Origin of the sequence: Qipengyuania marisflavi (assembly GCF_005884405.1) — a bacterium.
Classification (GTDB): domain Bacteria; phylum Pseudomonadota; class Alphaproteobacteria; order Sphingomonadales; family Sphingomonadaceae; genus Qipengyuania; species Qipengyuania marisflavi.
In genome coordinates, this window is the sequence record NZ_VCAO01000011.1 from 1 (window position 1) to 15,863 (window position 15,863).

Here is a 15,863-nt window from a genome sequence, read left to right on the forward strand (position 1 = left end):
AAATCTCCCTCTCCTCCTTGAGGATCCGGTTCTCCAGGCGCAGACGTTCATTCTCACGGGCCAGATCCGCCTGCGGCGCGGCTACCAGATCAGTGGGCCGATATTGCGCGACCCACTTGCCCAGCGTCGACAATCCCACCCCTAAATCTGACGCAACACGCCGACGCGACAGCCCGCTGGCCAGCGCAATCCGCACCGCTTCCCGCTTGAACTCTTCTGTATGCTTCATCATCTCGTCGGCCTCCTTGATAGAGTGTTAAACTCTCAAGTGACCGGCACAAAACCGTTACAAGTCCACAATGGTGGCGTCCCACGGCGAACAACTACTTTGACCGAGTGGCTAAGGCCCGCACGCTCGAAGCGCTCGATGCCGCCGGCGGTCCCGAACTGGTCAGTCGCTATGCAGCCTCCAAGAAAACCGAACTGGCGAGCGCAGCCGAGCGCATCTTCTCGGGCAACTTCATTGGCGAGCCCGAGGTCAAGGAACGGGCGCAGGCCTGGGTGCCTTCGATCATGCGTTTCGCCGGTGCCGAGCAGGTCGCACCGGTTGCCGCTGAAGGTGACGAGCCGGTCAGCGACGACGCGACTGACGAAATTGCCGAGCAGGCTGCCTGACCCCTCCTGACAGGTCCAGGTCACTCGGCGGGCGGTCCGTCCCAATCGGGACGGGCCGCTTTTTCCATGTCAGAGCTTGGGATGGATGTAGCCAAACAACTATTAGGTAGTGAGCCACGAATAGCTGCCCGCGCAATCGATCATTGCTTTTGTGAAGCCTTGTCCAAGACGGCTAATAACGGGTTCAGATATCCGACTGACTTCATCTGCATGGCTCGCTTCGCATACCCTGATGACCAGACAGCAGACGTTGTCGTAGCACGTGAGAGCCTGGTTAAGCTGTCCACTGCTTGGGACTGTCACACAACCTTGCGTTCTGCTAATCTCGCGTCCAGTTTGCTCGAATGAAGCTGGCGGAAAATCAATATATAATCGAGCAGATGACGGCACTTCTTGAGGAAGTCGATGCCCTCGCTGAAACGGATTTTTCTGGGATCGGCATAATCGTGTCGGCGTCACCAGAGTCTTTGCCGCTCATCGCGTTGCGCCCGACAAGCAAGCTATTGGACGATGCTGCAACTGCAACGGCATTGGCTCGTATCTCGCACCCTTGGCATGAGCTTCACGACGGCTTTCATGTTTTGACACCAGAACTTAAGATTGAGAAAGTCGCCCAATATTTCTCGCCACCGATCGTGCCTTCGGCGCGCATCGATCGCCGAAAGCGCTTCGGGGGACGGTATCTCGCCGCATTATTTGGCTCGATGCTCCCTGGCGTACAGGTGACTGGTATCTCAAGTCGCGATTTCGGCCTGGCAGTTTTTCAAAGGGGAGAAGAGAAGGTCTATCGCGCAGCGCGCGAAGTGCCACTCCGAGCAGAGAGGGCGCCCCGATGATCTTTGCCATGAGTCGAAATTTGGTTATTAGCATTCTGGTGCTGTTAGTCGTGTTGACCTGCGTTGGTCTTCTGCAGTTCGGCTATGCAGAAACTCCCCGCGATCTTCTCGAATGGTCGTCTAAGATTGCACTGGTCATGAGCGGTGCTCTTGTCCTTCTCAGCATCCGGCCAGTCCTTCGCGTGCTGCACCTGATTACGTTCGCGAAATATTGGTGGTTCCCATGGCTCGACGGAGAATGGCGTGCAGAGATCCGGTCGAATTGGCCCAAAGTCGAACGCATGTATTTGGCTGCCAAACGCGAAGTTCCCAAGTTCGATGCGGTTGCTGCACCGCTTACGAGTGACGACGAACTGGTGACGATGGCATCAGTTACCATCGAATCGAGTTTGTTCGATATCTCTATTGAAATTACGCCAGACGGAACAAACAAGGTCAGCCGCACACGTTTTGTGCGATCGCGCTGGGCAAAGCCAGATCGGCCAGAGCTCAGCTATGTCTATGAACAGCTCGACAGCGCGGCTCTCCCACCGACCGATGCGCGGCAACACTTTGGAGCCGGGATTGTCGAGTATTTTGAAAAGACCGACGAGCTTTCTGGACATTACTGGACGAACAGAAAGGCAGAAGCGGCGCTCAACACGGCCGGCACCATAGTGATGCGTCGCGTCGTACCGCCTCCACTTCTCGCACGGCTTTTGCGCCGCGAATCCGCGTAAGATCGACCTGTACGCGTATCGATTGGGGGGGGGAATGCGCCGCTAATATTCGACGAGGCGCAACTGGATGACCGTGCCGCAGCATCACGGGCAATCTGACCCTACGACGGATCAGCCGCTTATTCGATATAAGCCGGGGACAGCACATGCCCTGATGTTCCGTCGTGAACGAGGACCGTCATGCCGCTTGGTGGCGAAAGCTGCCCGACGATGACGAACACGAAGCCGGCGAGGCGATGCCGGGACAGGCGAACCCGGCTTGCCATAGTGGCGTTATCGCGGCCCGAAGGCACGGGACAGCGTTCGGGATGCGTGTGCCAGTCGCCGATATAGTGCAGGTCACGCGCGAATAGGGCCTCAATCTCGACCTGCTCGCTTCCGCGGTCTGGTTCAAAGAATGTTCGTCCGCGCTTATCTTTCGGTCTCGGGCCGGTCGCTTCGCTTACGAGGATTCGATGCCCGTCGATCCGGGCAAAGAGCTGGCCGCCACCTTCGCGATGCCAGCAGCGATGCTGGCGGTTCCGGTCGAAATGGTCGACGACACCCTGCTCGAACTGGATCACCTCGCCCGAGGCACCGACGGGATAGAGCAGCATCAGCGATCGCAGTTTTTGCAGGCGGGGCATACGGGATCGTGCCTCCAGACACGCTCGACCATAGTCGCCGAAGGCCGGTTCTGCGTCGCCGCCCGCCAATCATTGGTCCAAGAGCCGCCGACCCGGCCGATCGCTGGCTCGCGTCCGCTGGCTATCCGGTAAACGCCGTCGCCGGCGCGGTCGAGTAAATGATCGAGAGCCAGGTCAGCAGCCATGCTGGCGATCGCGGTGATCTCCGGCACGCCGTAAGGCTGAAAATAGTTGCCGCAAGCCGCCTCGCGCTGGAGCGTGGACGCGGGAAACTCTGCCGCACAGAACAGAGGTTGCCCAGTTGACGAGAGGCCGCAAGCGAGGCAGCCGCCGGACTTGCCGATGAGGACCGCGTGGCCTGCGGCCGCATGCGGTTCGGCCCAAGCGTAGAGGACCGTTGCAGGGTGCCCGGTCATGAGCTGGCGGACATTGAGTTCGGCCTCGTGTGACCAGCTCCCGATCGTTGAGACCACCAAGTCCGCCTGCGAAAGAACGTCGGTATGGTCGACGGCAAGCTCCTGCCAGCCGGTGGGATGGCCGGTGGCGCGCGAATGGGGAAAGTCCCGCTGAAGACGTTGCGCGAGCGCGGCTGCCTTGCTTTGTCGATACGTGTCCGCACCGAGTATATGACGGCTCGTGTTCTCGAGCTTCATTTGGTCAGGGTCGACAAGGTCGATCTCGCCCACGCCCGCCTGGGCCAGCAAACGGGCGATCGGCGATCCCAAAGAGCCGCAGCCGACCATCACCACGCGCGAAGTGCGGAGCGTCGTGAGATCGGAATTACCATCGCGCCCGTGAACCCACCAAGGGTCGGCGCGCTCGACGCGATGGCGGAGGAGGACGCCGTGGCGCGCCTGCTCCAGAACTACTGCTTGCGGTGCTTTGCCCTTGCGAAACCCTTTAGTCCCATTGGAACGGTTGCGGCCATGCCGCTTCCTGGACAAGACTGTCACCGCTGCGATGCAGGGTCCGTTATCGGCTTCGGCGCCGAGCAAGATTACCCAATCCTGCTGATCGCGTCCGAGAAATGCGTCGAGCGTAGACAATGCTGGCTCTCCGAGCCGCGCCGCCAGGTCGCGCACGTCTTCCGGCGTGTCCGGGTATTCGGACGGCAGCAGCGGCTGATGAAGCCACAGGAGCAACGCGGAAGAACATTCCGCACCGCGCGGCAATCCCTTGCCCGCCCGGTTAGCGAGCCAAGCGTTCAACGTCGCGCGATCCTCGGCGACGAAATAGCCTGCCTTCGAGCGCCACAGCTTTACCCGTCGCGTGCCACCGCACGGATCAACCAGGCTATGGATCGATTTACCATTTGAGGTCGGGTTCCAGTATGACAAAAATTCACTTTGGAACTCCGCTTGATTGGTGCCCGCCATGCCTTGCTCGAGGATTTTGGCCGCGCCACCGAGCACGGCCTTGACGATGGCGATTGGCTGGGAGTGGTCGAGCTCGTCGCTATCCTCTATGATGCAAAGCCGTCCGTCCTCCTCGACGTGCGGATAGCTTGGATAGCCCGGCGGCTCGGCCAGTGCGACCCTTGGCCGGCTGCATGGGAAACGAGAGTCAATAACCAGATCCAGTGCCACTGGATGATCGCATATTGCTACGTCGAGACGCCACCCGCATCTCGCGCCCTTCGTTCTATAGCGCTGTAACTCGGCTTCCTCGAGCGGGCGAGCCCCCGTATTGGTCTCGAGCCACTTACCGACCTTTGTTTCGACGTCCGACTGGGTCGCGCCAGGCGCTTCAGCCATAGCGGCCGTCGCCGCCTTTCTGGACGGCTTCGCGAGCGTCGGGCTCATCGGCGAAGTCTTTGAGGATACCAGACTGGAGGATGGGCGCCGCACCGATCTGCGCTTCGATCACCACGAGATCTTCGTTGTCGGGCAGATACGTGCCCAAGCTCGCGCGAAGATGCTCGATCACCGTGCCGGACTGATTGGACGCCAATGCTACGTCGATCCGCGTCGCTAGGTCGTGTGCCTTGGCGATGAAATCGGCGCGGCATTCGCCCGTCCAGCCCTCGTCGAGATACTGGCCATGTACGACGGGGTTCGGAATGCTGCGCTCCAACAATTCGGGGAGCCGCTTCGCCACCATCTGGAGTGCAAGGTCGTCACGATTCTCCGCGATTGCGGCAGTCGCCTCATCGTATGCGGCCACGACGCAGGCCATCAGGGCGATTGAGCTGAGTCGGCAAGCGGTCCAGTTATGGTCTCGCCAACCTTTGAGGTAGCGGCAGACGCGCCGAAGCTGCTGACCGTGCACGTCTATCGCTTCCTGAAACCAGTCCTCGAGCTTGCGCGGGTCGGACGGCTTCCAGCCTTCGCGACGGTGCGCGAGCATGATCTGGTCAGTTGGCAGACGGGGATAGATTTGCTCGGCAAAGGAGATGTTTTCGTCGCGCATCTTAGTGTCGAATTGCATCGACGCTTCGGCTTTTTCGAGGAGAACCTCGAATTGTTCGTCAGGGATGGCGTAGAGCGCGAGATCGACATGCGCGTCGTCATCAATCTCGACCCGCACGCAGGAAGGCTTGTCAGTGATGAGCGTCCATCCGTTGCGATCGCACATGGGAGCAAGGATGCGCTCGACCGCCGCGAAGTAGCCGGCGCTAGCGACAATGGGATGGGCACCGCCATTCTGACTCAGGAACGATACCGGCAGGAATACGCCATCGTCGAGGTCGATCTCCTGCGGTGGGTTATGGGTAGCCCGGTTGAGCGTGTGGTAGGACCAGCTCCCTTGCATACGGAACTTCGGCCGTAGCGCCAGGTCACTGTCGGTAAGGTAATCCGAGGCGAGCGCGCGCGCTTCGAACAATTGCCTGCGGTCGACGTGGTCGCTCCAGTTGCGCAGGCCACTGCGAATCTCGTCCCGGATTTCGTCACGGGCAACCTGGAGCGCTTCCTTTTCGGGTATGTCGACCGTCAGGGCACGCAGATAGCTGTCGTGATCGCCTGAACTGAACAAGGTCTTGTGAGCGTTCGCCCCCATGTTTATCGCTCCTTAGTTCCGACGCCTGGCGCCCGCTTTGGATAAAGATAGGAACCGCCGAACAAAGAACAAGGGGCGAACAAAGGTTATTCCCAGTCGCGCTGATCGCGCCAGGGAGCCAGCTCCTTAAAACGTCTCTCATCTATCGTTGCGTAAGAGGCCAACGATGGTTCCACGGCTAGAATTTGGCGTGAAAGAGTGGCAGCTCAAAGCAAGGCCCTGACCGACCGCTCTTGGGAAAGCCCACTTAAATCCAAAATGACCGCGTTTGGGGCGCATAGCGGCAGTGATTAATGAGAGGGGAGGGAGCTTTGCTCTTCCTGAGCCGGGACAACTCCGTTCCGGCGATCAGGAGATCTCCCATGACCAAGTCCCGCCGCTCTGTTTCGACATCGCCTGCCCAGCGCATCACCGCCGCCATCATCGAGAAGCTCGAGGAAGGAACAAAACCCTGGGTCAAGCCTTGGCGAGGTGTGCCGGTCTCCCGGCCCTTGCGGTCCTGCGGGACACCCTACCGCGGCATGAACACTTTCTGGTTGTGGATGGTGGCCGATGGCTGTGGCTACGCCTCGCCCTACTGGATGACGTACCGCCAGTGTCAGCAGCTCGGCGGACAGGTCCGCAAGGGTGAGAAATCGACCATCGCGATCTTCTACAAGAGCTACACCAAGGAGGTCGAGAACGCCGAAGGCGAAGCTGACACCGAGAACCGGCGCGTGCTCAAAGCCTATTCCGTGTTCAACGCGGATCAGTGCGACGGCCTCCCCGAGTTCTATCATCCCAAGCCACTCATTGCCGCGCTTGAGCCCGAAGGACGCGAAGACCGCCTTGATGCCTTCTTTGCCGATATCGGCGCAGACCTGCGCCATCATGGTGCCCAGGCCTACTACGAGCCGCAGCGTGACCGGGTCACCATGCCTCCAGCCGAACTATTCGAAGCTTATGACCACTATTACGCGACGCTCGCGCACGAGCTGTCGCACTGGACGGGGCATTCCTCGCGGCTCGACCGCGATCTCAAGAACCGCTTCGGCAGCGACGCCTATGCGGCCGAGGAACTGATCGCCGAACTTTCCTCGGCCATTCTCGGGGCCGAACTGGGTCTTCCCGTTACCCATCTCGACCATCACGCCAGCTACATCGCATCTTGGCTCAAGATCCTCAAATCGGACGAGCGCGCGATCTTGACCGCGGCGGCCAAGGCCGAGGAAGCGGCCAGCCTGTTGCTTGACCTTGGGGGTTACCAATCTCTGGAAGGCGAGCCCGACATCGATCTTGCTGATGCAGCCTGAGGAGCAGTGAGATGGGACGTTCTGTCAGCTATCCAACCGGCTCCGTGGTTGCCTTTCGCCTGCTTGATGAGGGCGAAGACGACGATTTCGACTGGGTCTACCAGTGCTTGGTCGACGAGGTCATCGATACCGCGAAAGTGGCCTTTCCTTCGTTCGAAACCTTCGACGGATGGCGCGGGCGCGAGGATCGCATTCTCCTGCGAAACGCCTTCGCTGATTGCGGCGTTTCAACTTATTGCGGGCTCGCCGCGGTCTGGCTCGCCGAACGCGACGATGCCCGGTACTGGGAGGCCGATTTCTACAACCCACGAACGGCAAGGGCACGACACTGGCTTGGCCAAGTGTCGGATAGGTTCATCGAATTGTTCGGTGAGCTGCGCATGGTCGGTCGGTTCTCGAATGGCGAAGCGATCTTCGAGCGCTCCCGATCCACCTGTGACACCGAGTCATGATCCTGCCTCATCCCTGACCGCCGGGAGAGGCCCTTGGGCCGGTCGGGGCGCGCCGCAACCTGCGGCCCGTCGGCCCGTGTTGCCCGCGCCAGCCTAGGGCCGCAGGTTTCCCGCTACGCGGTGCGTCGCGCCCCTTGTCCCGGCCCTGATCGGGCTCCGGCGGACAGGGTCGAGGCAATGGTGCCTCCTCTCCTTGTCCCCGCGATCAGGAGACACCCCATGTACGACAGCTTCATCGACCAGTTGAGCGGCCTCGACCTCTCAGGGCTCAGCATCAGGCCAGCTCCCTTCAACGAAACCGACTTTCCCTGCGAGGACGCGATCGAGCAGACCCTCGCTGCAGTCTGGTCCGATCTTTTCGCGATGTTTTCCGACACGGCCCTGGAGGCCGATGCCGAGGACATTGCATGGGGCGTGGTCAATCTCTTTCACCGTGCCGCCAGTCGGAAGTCCGCTCAGCTCGACCGGGCCAGCGACGAGATCCGGGTCCTCCTCGCATCAGCCGATGGCTCCGAAGTGCACTCGAGCAATCTGGAAGAGCAGGTCGAACGCGCGCAGGCTGCCGAAGCCAGTATGCTGGCCTTCGAGCAGATGCGCGAGGCTGCGGCAGCACTCTATCGCTACGAGACCGGTTCCTCGTGGAAGCCCGTTTCTGGCTCGCGTACGGGCCATTCGCGCCACCTTACTTCGGCTGTGATCGATGCCCGCGATTTCCTCCGCGCACGTGCTGAGAACCGGCGTCACGCTCTGATTCCGGAAGGAACTCCGGTCGTTTTCGCCGGTGGTCGCCAGAGCTTCGAGAGCGCCGAGGATGCGCGTGTCTACGCCGACAATATCTGGGCGACGCTCGACAAGGTTCGCGATGTGGTTCCCGATCTCTTCCTGGTCCATGGCGGCGACGGCAAGGGTGCCGATCGACTCGCCGCGAGCTGGGCTGAACGCCGCGAAGTCCAGCAGCTGACCTATTCGCTCGATCGTCGGCTTGGTGCCCGCGCCGGCTTCAAGCGCAACGAGCAGATGCTCTCACTCAATCCGCGCTACGTTGTCGCCTTTCCGGGCAATGGCGTGACCGAACGGCTCGTCATCGATGCCAAGGCGCGCCGGATCACCGTGGTCGATCGTCGTGGCCACTTGGGCACCTCTCCCGGGTCCTGAGGGGCCCTTCATCATCTGCATGAGAATTGCCTGGATGTGCATTCGGCGCCGACCCGACTATGCATGAGGTCATGCAACTTGACGATCTGCTGCAGCGCTACTTTGCTACCACCGACCTCTCCGCGGTTGCTCCCGACACATTTGCAGCCGGCATCGAGCATTGCCGGGTCGATTTCGGCCTTGAGGAGGACCGGGGCAAGCGCTTTGCACTGTGGTCGTTCCTGCACATGTTCGGGTCCGCCCCCGACCTCGATGTGGCGTTCGAGAACGAGGAAGACCGGGAAGCTGCGCGCAACTTTATGGATCTCCTAGCGGCATCGGAAGACGATGGGGCAAGCTGATTGCATTGGGAACACGCGAGCCTTCAGACCCGCACCCGATACCCATCCGGCTTTTGTCGCGAACAGTCCTGAACCAGGCCAGCTGAGGACAGCAACCCGTTCCTTTGACGGCCGTGTTGTCGCGCTTCGCGCGCCTGCCCGCACCACCCGTCATGAACAGGTTTCCCTTGGAGCTTCGCTCCTGCGGTGCAGTCCTCCCATGTCCTGCTTCTTCTGGATGTTCGCAAGCCGGAGATGGTCTCCGGTTTGAGGAACTGAAGGACTTACACCATGACCAATATCGCAATCCTCACCGGCCGCATCGCTCGCGATCCCGACACCCGCGAGACCAAAGGCGGCACCAACGTTGCCGGGATCACAGTCGTCACCGATCGTCCCGCACGCGACAAGGACGGCAAGACCTACAAGGACGAGAACGGCTACACCGCCAAGGAAAGCGAGTTCCACCGGGTGACCTGCTTCAACGGCCTCGCCAAGACCGTCGGCCAATACTGCTCCAAGGGCCAGCTCGTCAGCGTCCAGGGCCGCATCCACTACACACAGTGGGAGGACAAGGACGGGGTTACCCGTTACGGAACCGAGATCCTCGCCGACAAGGTCGACTTCCTCTCCCGCGGCAATGGGTCGGCCGACGAGAACGACAACACCGACGCTCCCGATATCGACTGAACTCTCCCGTCGATCTCCCTCCCGAAGGGGTCCTGTCCAACCGGACAGGGCCCCTTCTTGCTGTTCCTACTCTCCGGATGGCTGTTCGGTGCGAGGAGACGAGCGAGCCGGTGGAAGCAGCTTCTGCAGAGACGCCTCTTCACCGAGCTTTCCGAGCTCTCCGGCAACTCTTGCGAGCGCCTTCTTCGAGAAGGTCTCAAGCCCCGTTCCCAGGATGATGCGTCCCAGTTCTAGGGCGGCTTGAGCTTCAAGTAGCTTCTGGCGCTCGGCAAGTGCCAGCCGGTCGGCCTCGAGTTTCCGGAGTGCTGCGACAGCGCTTCGTTTGGTTGGCATCGGGGTTCCTTTCCTGCACCCCTCGGTGGTTCCTCCCTTCGATCAACATGCACCCGGGCACAGCCTGTAGGAAAGTCCAATCGCGCTGGTCGTCCCTTGCACTACGTAACGGAGCGGGGGAGGGGGCTGGCTCACCGAATTCCAAGGGTGATGGGCATGGGGCCGGCGCGTCAAGGACGGCGGGGCCCCACCATTTTGCCTCCCCTGCGCTTTGCTCCGGTCCGACAAAATCGTTGCCCCCACCGCCGCTTCGCGGTCGCCCTCGGGGCGATCCCTGACCCGCCGGCCCCATGCCCCTCCGCCTGTTTCCTGTCGTCTCAGCGACAGGTTTCAGGAGGATATCATGACTACACTCAGCACCTTGGACATGAACGCGCACAGCTATTTCGAAGCGCTTGCAGTTGCCGAAAGGCGCGCCCAGCACAGTTTCTTCGACCAGCACGTGGTGGAAGATGAAGACCTGGGCTACTTCGCCCTGGACGAGGGTGACTACAACGCACTGCCTGCGCATCTCGCCAGCCGCGTGGTGCACACGGTCCATGGAGCCATGCTGGACGAATACTGACGACCATACGAGGGCAGGAGTCGGTGACGGTTCCTGCCTTTTTTCGTGTTCGCTGGCACTGGAGCGGGACGAAAAGCGGAGCGGGGCTGGGGTCGCGCTCGGTCCCGCCCCGCCTTCGGCGGTGCTCCTGCGGGCGCGGCCTTCTTGTTCTGGGCCCCGCACGCACGCCCGAACGACAGCGGGTCGGACCGGCGCGGTGCCGCGGGAACCGACAGGCCCCGGTCCCGGGCACCGCACGCGCTCCTTTGCCGCCGCCTTTGCGGGGTGTGCGGTCCTTGTGCGTGGTATTCATTCAAACGCAGATCAGGCTCAATTACGGTCGCGAACTGGATGCTCGCGCCTCCGAGGGCTCAGTTGGAAAATGCCTTAGAGAAAGGAGCGACCATGATCACTGGATTTCGCCGCACAATGGGGAACAGAATTGGCACACCGGACGCAGCCTAAGCTGCATTTATGGAGCAAAACCTAGTAAAAACAGATAGTTCGAAATTTCTAACCCACCGGCAATCTGTGGGTGGGCAAGGCACAGCCGTCACCCACAAACGCCAATCCAATAAGCTGAAACTGACCGGTCATGTGGCCCGTCGAGCCTCACTTCCGCTCGGGATTACATGGGATAATGAACTGCCTGGCTTCGGACTGCGCAAGCGCAAGTCCGGACACCTTAGCTGGATAGTGAAGTACAGGCCCCGAGGCGTGCAGAGGATGGTGACGCTGGGACGCGCGGGAGTGGCGGCAGGTGCGCTGGGCGCTCCCGCCGCGCGCGCTGCCGCGCGCAGATTGCTCATCAGGGCTACGCTTGCCGACCTGCCGTCTGCGCCCGAGCAGAAAAAGGTCCCGCTCTTTGTCGACTTCGCCGAGGAATTCTGGACCGACTATTCGCCGCACTGGAAGCCGTCGACCAGGACGAGCTCGCGCTCGCGCATCGATCAGCTGCTCATTCCGCATTTCGGCGAACTTCCGGTCGACATGATCGCACGGTCAGACATCAACCGCTGGCGCGACACCATGACAAAGAGGGAAGGGAGCTTCAATCGCACCATCCCGATCATGTCTGTCATGATGCAGTATGCGGAAAAGCTCGGGTATCGCGCCAAATGCTCCAACCCGTGTCGCGGTGTGTCCCGCTTCAAGCGCGAGCTCCCGGAGCGCTACCTTTCCGCCGACGAATACCGCAGGCTCGGGCGCGCGTTGGCCAATCACGAGTTTGCGAACCCGTTCGTGATCCCCGCGCTTCTCTTGCTCGTTTACACGGGTGCACGTGCTTCGGAGATTGCGACCTTGCGCTGGCGCTACGTCCAGATTCCTCGACTTGCGCTACCCGACAGCAAGACCGGCCCGAAGACCATTTATCTCAACCCGCAAGCGATCGAAATTCTGAGTGGCCTCGACCGCCGGGCCGACGACCAGCTTGTCTTTCCGGCGTTGCATCGGGAGGGACCAATCAATCTTGGAGAACACTGGATCAGGATCAGGCGCAAGGCCGCTCTTCCCGATGTCCGGCTCCACGATCTTCGCCACAGCTTTGCCTCAGCGGCCATTGCCAAGGGCATTCCACTCGCGACCATCGGCAAGCTGTTGGGGCACGCGCTTCCCGAGACGACCGCGCGCTATGCGCATCTTGCAGACGACATCATCTCGGAGAGCGCCGACCGGATTTGTTCGAGCCTCGCCGGTGCGCTGGGCATCGCGGCGTGACCGGATACGATCTGAAGCATATCCTGGCCGAGGAACTCGCGCGCGTTGTTCCGGGAGAGGCTGGGAAGCGCCGGACGAGGTTTGACTACGTGCTTCCGGGCTTTGGCGAGCGCATCCACCGCTCAGGACGCAAGAGCTACGTCCTCCAGCGGACCATCGGTGGCAAGCAGCGGTTGATAACGATCGGCGATGCCGCCATCCTTACCGAGCGCATCGCGAAGGATGTTGCCCGCCGGCTGATCCTCCGGATCGAGCTCGGGCAGAACCCGGCAGACAAGAAGAAGCGCGGCACTAAGACGCCGACCTATGCGGCGTTCCTTCAGTCGTATTGGGATGTGGCGGCACCGACCTGGAAGAAGTCCACGCGCGAGATCCAGGACATCTACCGCCGCACCCATCTCGACCATGCGTTTGCGGGCAAGTTCATCGACGAGATCGATCATGCCGATGCGGTGCGCTGGCACGCGGAGGTAACGCGCTCGGCAGGGCCGGGCGCGGCAAACCGCGCCATGGAAATTCTGAAAGCCATGTTCGCCAAGGCCGAGGCCTGGGGCTATATTCCGGAGCATTCAAACCCCTTTCGAGGCGTGAAGAAGAACAGGGGGCGCAAGATCGAACGGTTTCTGAGCGACGCCGAGATGGCGCGGCTCGGGAAAGCCCTTGTCGACCGACGCGCTGACCAGCCCGTCGAGGCGGCGGTAGTCACACTGCTCACGTTGACGGGATGCCGACGCGGCGAAATCCTCAACCTCACCTGGGGCGAGGTTCAGGGGCGGAAGCTCAAACTGACCGATTCCAAGACAGGTCCGCGCATCGTCTGGCTTGGCCAGGAGGCGAGGGCGGTGCTCGATGGATTGCCGCGTGGGAAGAAGGATGAGCTAGTGTTTCCGTTCAAGGGGCAGTCGGTTTCAGCGATCGACTGGTTCTGGCGCAAGCTTCGGCGTGATGCCGGTCTGGATGACGTCAGGCTCCACGATCTGAGGCACAACTATGCCAGCCTGGCAGCGCGATCATCCGAGACTTTGCCGATGATTGGAAGCCTCCTTGGCCACAGGCAGGTTTCGACAACAGCTCGGTATGCACACTTGGATGATACCTCCCTCCTTGAGGCTGCGACCGAAATTGGTGATGAAATCGCGTGCAGACTGGCGCTATCCGAAGCCCCCTGGCGTCAGTGAGATTTCGCGCTCCAGAGATTCGAATTCAATGTCGTGGGGTCTAATTCGCTTGGCAGCAATGCGCCCTAATAGCGGCCATAAAGTCAGGCGAGGACAAGCCTGAAAGCTGCCGTTCCATAGTTTCGTCTGATTGAGGAAAATAAGCCTTCAATCGCAATAGGTCGAAAAATTTTTTTCGCGATGCGTCTTGGTCGCTGAAGTGCGGCGTATGAAATCCTCATTAAGTTCGGCTTTGCCGTAACGTGACCGTGCACGAATTAAGTTGCTCCTTCATTATGATTTTCGGATGAGCACCACCCCAGCAATCACAAGCGCGCCGCCAGCCAGAAGCCAGGATTGATCGACAAGCAATGCGCTAGCCACGATCAATGCGGCAGCTAGAGGGCCTTTCAAGGACTGACGCTCATTGCGAAGTCCTGCGAGTTGCTCGATACTGAGCGGATCGAGCTGAACCGGCACATATCCTGACTTTGCGATCGAGTTCGCAGTGGCAAGTATGTCGGGCAAGGACGCCGACAACCCCAGCAGCTGACCGCGAAGTTTCTTCAAACCCGACCGAGCGCTAGCGAGCGAGAACCGCTCGGCGAAAAGCTCCGTCATGATCGGCCGGGTGTCCTCGGCAATGTTATAGTCGGGTGCCAGTGATCGGACGACACCCTCTGCCGTAAGCAAGGTACGCAGAAGGATGGCCAGATCGGGTGGCAGGACCAGTTGATAATCCCGCAAAAGATCGAAAACGCGGGAAAAAATTTGCGAGAACTCGATTCCAGAAAGCACGGTCCCCCTGAACTCTCCGATCAAATGATCGAGATCCACCGCGAGCGCATCGCGATCCACCTTCGGCGCCCCCGCCCATGCGAGCAGGACATCCGCGACTTCGCTCGTTTCCTCGCCAGCGATCGCAAGCACGAGCCGAACGATCTCGTCGCGCCTCGTCTTGGTGAGCGTCCCGACTGATCCGAAGTCGATGAAGCCGACATCCTGCTCGCCGATCAGGAAAACATTGCCGGGATGAGGGTCGCCGTGGAATTCGCCGTTCAGGATGATCATGCGCAGGACAGCGTTGGCATAGCTTTTAGCGAAAGCCGCCACCGGCGGGTCGCCGGATGGGCTGCCCAGCGAAGACGCGGGCCTGCCGTACAGGCGTTCCTGAACGTTCACCCGCAGCCCGGTCAGTTCCCAATGGATGGCCGGGGTCCTGACGCCGATGGTATCGAGATATGCGCCGATCCGCTCGCAGGCTCGGGATTCCGCAGCGAGGTCCATCTCCCAGGCTAGATTGCGGCCGAAGGTCCGCAGAAACTCGACTGGCCGGTAACGCGCGATGTCAGGCGAGCGTGCTTCTGCGATCTCGGCAAGACGCACAAGCAGGCGCACATCGGCTTCCATGCGCGCGGCGGTGCCCGGGCGGCGAACCTTCACGATGACCTCGCTACCGTCCTGTAGCTTGGCGGAATAGGTCTGTGCAATCGAGGCGGACGCCAAAGGCTGTTCGTCGAACTGCGCAAAGTCGTTCCGCCAGTCCTCACCCCAGCTTGAAGCAAGTACGGGCTCGATATCTGCGAAGCGCACTGGCGACACCTGATCGTGCAGGGTTGAGAATGCCGTGATCCAGTGTTCGGTAAACAGATCGCTTCGGGTGGCGAGGAGCTGCCCCAGCTTTATACCAACTGGCCCGATGTCACGGAGGAACGCGACAACTGCGGCCGGACGAAATTCGCGAGGATCGATGACATTGCTCGAAGAGGGAATAAATCCGAGGGCTCCGGCGAGATTTTTCGCGCCGTGCCTCATTAGGATTTGGCCGATCTCCGCGGCGCGAGCGATGCTGCCGATAGGCTTATCCGGGGGCGATGCCATGATTTTACTCAGCCTCGGCCCGGAGTTGGTCCAGATTTTTCGATACCCTTTCAAGAATCTGCTGCAACGTTCGCTTCTCGTCGGCGGCAATGTCGCGCCAAAGAAGATCATGAAGCCCATCCGCGGAGCCTCTCAGTTCGGGCAGCAGATCGTCAAGCTGCTCCGTGAGGATGAGCTGCCACGCTCGCCGATCCGTCTCAGCTCGAAGCCTTTTCATCAGCCCGCGTGCGCAAAGACCTGCAACCGCCTGGCCGATGGTCGCCGATTCCAGTTCCAGTTTCTTGGCGATTTCAGCCTGCGTAAGGGCAGGATCGCGAAGAAGTTGTCCGATGATCCTCCACTGTGTCTGATTGAGACCGATCCTGGCGACCCTCGCATCGTACACTCTGCGCGCGCCGCGACTGATCTCGTCCATAAGATAGAGAATGCGGTCATCATCGGTGATGACCTTCTGCCGACGCTGAGACCGTGACATGGTATCTGGTTTTTCATCCATAGCGCTGTGTAGTCGGATAGCCTCGGATGCC

17 protein-coding genes and 1 pseudogene are annotated in these 15,863 nt (G+C 60.6%); 11 read left to right on the top strand and 7 right to left on the bottom strand.

Annotated elements, in window-relative coordinates; translation table 11 throughout:
- Positions 1 to 232: transposase (locus tag FEV51_RS12425; protein ID WP_222927442.1), on the bottom strand; the 232-nt coding region annotated here is incomplete at its 3' end.
- A gap of 65 nt (positions 233 to 297) precedes the next feature.
- Between FEV51_RS12425 and FEV51_RS12430 the strand changes: the two are divergent.
- The 3 genes and pseudogenes from FEV51_RS12430 to FEV51_RS12440 form a co-directional block, all read left to right on the top strand.
- Positions 298 to 615: pseudogene (locus FEV51_RS12430) on the top strand (chromosome partitioning protein ParB); the annotation flags it as partial.
- A gap of 344 nt (positions 616 to 959) precedes the next feature.
- A complete protein-coding gene (locus FEV51_RS12435) occupies positions 960 to 1,451 on the top strand; it encodes a hypothetical protein (RefSeq protein WP_010412469.1) in 492 nt (163 codons plus the stop codon).
- Positions 1,448 to 2,170, top strand: a complete 723-nt coding sequence (locus tag FEV51_RS12440) for a hypothetical protein (RefSeq protein ID WP_138619416.1) — start codon at positions 1,448 to 1,450, stop codon at positions 2,168 to 2,170. The genes FEV51_RS12435 and FEV51_RS12440 overlap by 4 nt, the downstream gene beginning before the upstream one ends.
- A 119-nt stretch (positions 2,171 to 2,289) precedes the next feature.
- Here the strand turns inward: FEV51_RS12440 and FEV51_RS12445 are convergent, their stop codons facing one another.
- Genes FEV51_RS12445 through FEV51_RS12455 form a run of 3 tightly spaced genes read right to left on the bottom strand, consistent with a single transcriptional unit; the run spans position 2,290 to position 5,793 of the window.
- On the bottom strand, positions 2,290 to 2,766 hold the full coding sequence (locus FEV51_RS12445) for a Mov34/MPN/PAD-1 family protein (protein WP_138619418.1): 477 nt from the start codon (positions 2,764 to 2,766) through the stop codon (positions 2,290 to 2,292).
- Positions 2,766 to 4,598: a ThiF family adenylyltransferase gene (locus tag FEV51_RS12450; RefSeq protein ID WP_010412478.1), complete on the bottom strand. Its 1,833-nt coding sequence runs from the start codon at positions 4,596 to 4,598 to the stop codon at positions 2,766 to 2,768. The genes FEV51_RS12445 and FEV51_RS12450 overlap by 1 nt, the downstream gene beginning before the upstream one ends.
- Positions 4,543 to 5,793: a CBASS cGAMP synthase gene (locus FEV51_RS12455; protein WP_010412482.1), complete on the bottom strand. Its 1,251-nt coding sequence runs from the start codon at positions 5,791 to 5,793 to the stop codon at positions 4,543 to 4,545. Before FEV51_RS12455 ends, FEV51_RS12450 begins: the two co-directional genes overlap by 56 nt.
- Positions 5,794 to 6,155: 362 nt before the next feature.
- On the opposite strand from FEV51_RS12455, the gene FEV51_RS12460 reads away from it, so the two are divergent.
- The 5 genes from FEV51_RS12460 (at position 6,156) to FEV51_RS12480 (ending at position 9,702) form a co-directional block, all read left to right on the top strand.
- Positions 6,156 to 7,085, top strand: coding sequence for an ArdC family protein (locus tag FEV51_RS12460; protein ID WP_029140016.1), 930 nt, complete (start codon positions 6,156 to 6,158; stop codon positions 7,083 to 7,085).
- Between the two features lie 11 nt (positions 7,086 to 7,096).
- Positions 7,097 to 7,537: a hypothetical protein gene (locus tag FEV51_RS12465; protein WP_029140017.1), complete on the top strand. Its 441-nt coding sequence runs from the start codon at positions 7,097 to 7,099 to the stop codon at positions 7,535 to 7,537.
- A gap of 219 nt (positions 7,538 to 7,756) precedes the next feature.
- On the top strand, positions 7,757 to 8,692 hold the full coding sequence (locus FEV51_RS12470; protein ID WP_010412495.1) for a DUF2493 domain-containing protein: 936 nt from the start codon (positions 7,757 to 7,759) through the stop codon (positions 8,690 to 8,692).
- Between the two features lie 71 nt (positions 8,693 to 8,763).
- Positions 8,764 to 9,033: a hypothetical protein gene (locus FEV51_RS12475; protein ID WP_090481660.1), complete on the top strand. Its 270-nt coding sequence runs from the start codon at positions 8,764 to 8,766 to the stop codon at positions 9,031 to 9,033.
- Positions 9,034 to 9,303: 270 nt separating this feature from the next.
- A complete protein-coding gene (locus FEV51_RS12480) occupies positions 9,304 to 9,702 on the top strand; it encodes a single-stranded DNA-binding protein (protein WP_010412500.1) in 399 nt (132 codons plus the stop codon).
- 66 nt (positions 9,703 to 9,768) lie between these two features.
- Here FEV51_RS12480 and FEV51_RS13265 read toward each other — a convergent pair whose 3' ends face one another.
- Positions 9,769 to 10,035, bottom strand: coding sequence for a DUF6437 family protein (locus FEV51_RS13265; RefSeq protein WP_083825588.1), 267 nt, complete (start codon positions 10,033 to 10,035; stop codon positions 9,769 to 9,771).
- A gap of 343 nt (positions 10,036 to 10,378) precedes the next feature.
- Here FEV51_RS13265 and FEV51_RS12490 point away from each other — a divergent pair, with 343 nt between their 5' ends.
- The 3 genes from FEV51_RS12490 (at position 10,379) to FEV51_RS12500 (ending at position 13,476) form a co-directional block, all read left to right on the top strand.
- The gene (locus FEV51_RS12490; RefSeq protein ID WP_029140018.1) at positions 10,379 to 10,600 is read left to right on the top strand and encodes a hypothetical protein; all 222 of its coding nucleotides are present in this window, start codon (positions 10,379 to 10,381) and stop codon (positions 10,598 to 10,600) included.
- A gap of 705 nt (positions 10,601 to 11,305) precedes the next feature.
- Complete coding sequence (locus tag FEV51_RS12495; protein ID WP_054522880.1) at positions 11,306 to 12,298, top strand: tyrosine-type recombinase/integrase; 993 nt, start codon at positions 11,306 to 11,308, stop codon at positions 12,296 to 12,298.
- Positions 12,295 to 13,476 (top strand): site-specific integrase, encoded by a 1,182-nt coding sequence (locus FEV51_RS12500; RefSeq protein ID WP_054522892.1) that lies wholly within the window; start codon positions 12,295 to 12,297, stop codon positions 13,474 to 13,476. Before FEV51_RS12495 ends, FEV51_RS12500 begins: the two co-directional genes overlap by 4 nt.
- Before the next feature lie 273 nt (positions 13,477 to 13,749).
- Here the strand turns inward: FEV51_RS12500 and FEV51_RS12505 are convergent, their stop codons facing one another.
- Positions 13,750 to 15,336: an ABC1 kinase family protein gene (locus FEV51_RS12505; RefSeq protein WP_138619420.1), complete on the bottom strand. Its 1,587-nt coding sequence runs from the start codon at positions 15,334 to 15,336 to the stop codon at positions 13,750 to 13,752.
- Between the two features lie 4 nt (positions 15,337 to 15,340).
- Positions 15,341 to 15,832 (bottom strand): MarR family winged helix-turn-helix transcriptional regulator, encoded by a 492-nt coding sequence (locus tag FEV51_RS12510; RefSeq protein WP_054527105.1) that lies wholly within the window; start codon positions 15,830 to 15,832, stop codon positions 15,341 to 15,343.
- Positions 15,833 to 15,863: the final 31 nt, after the last annotated feature.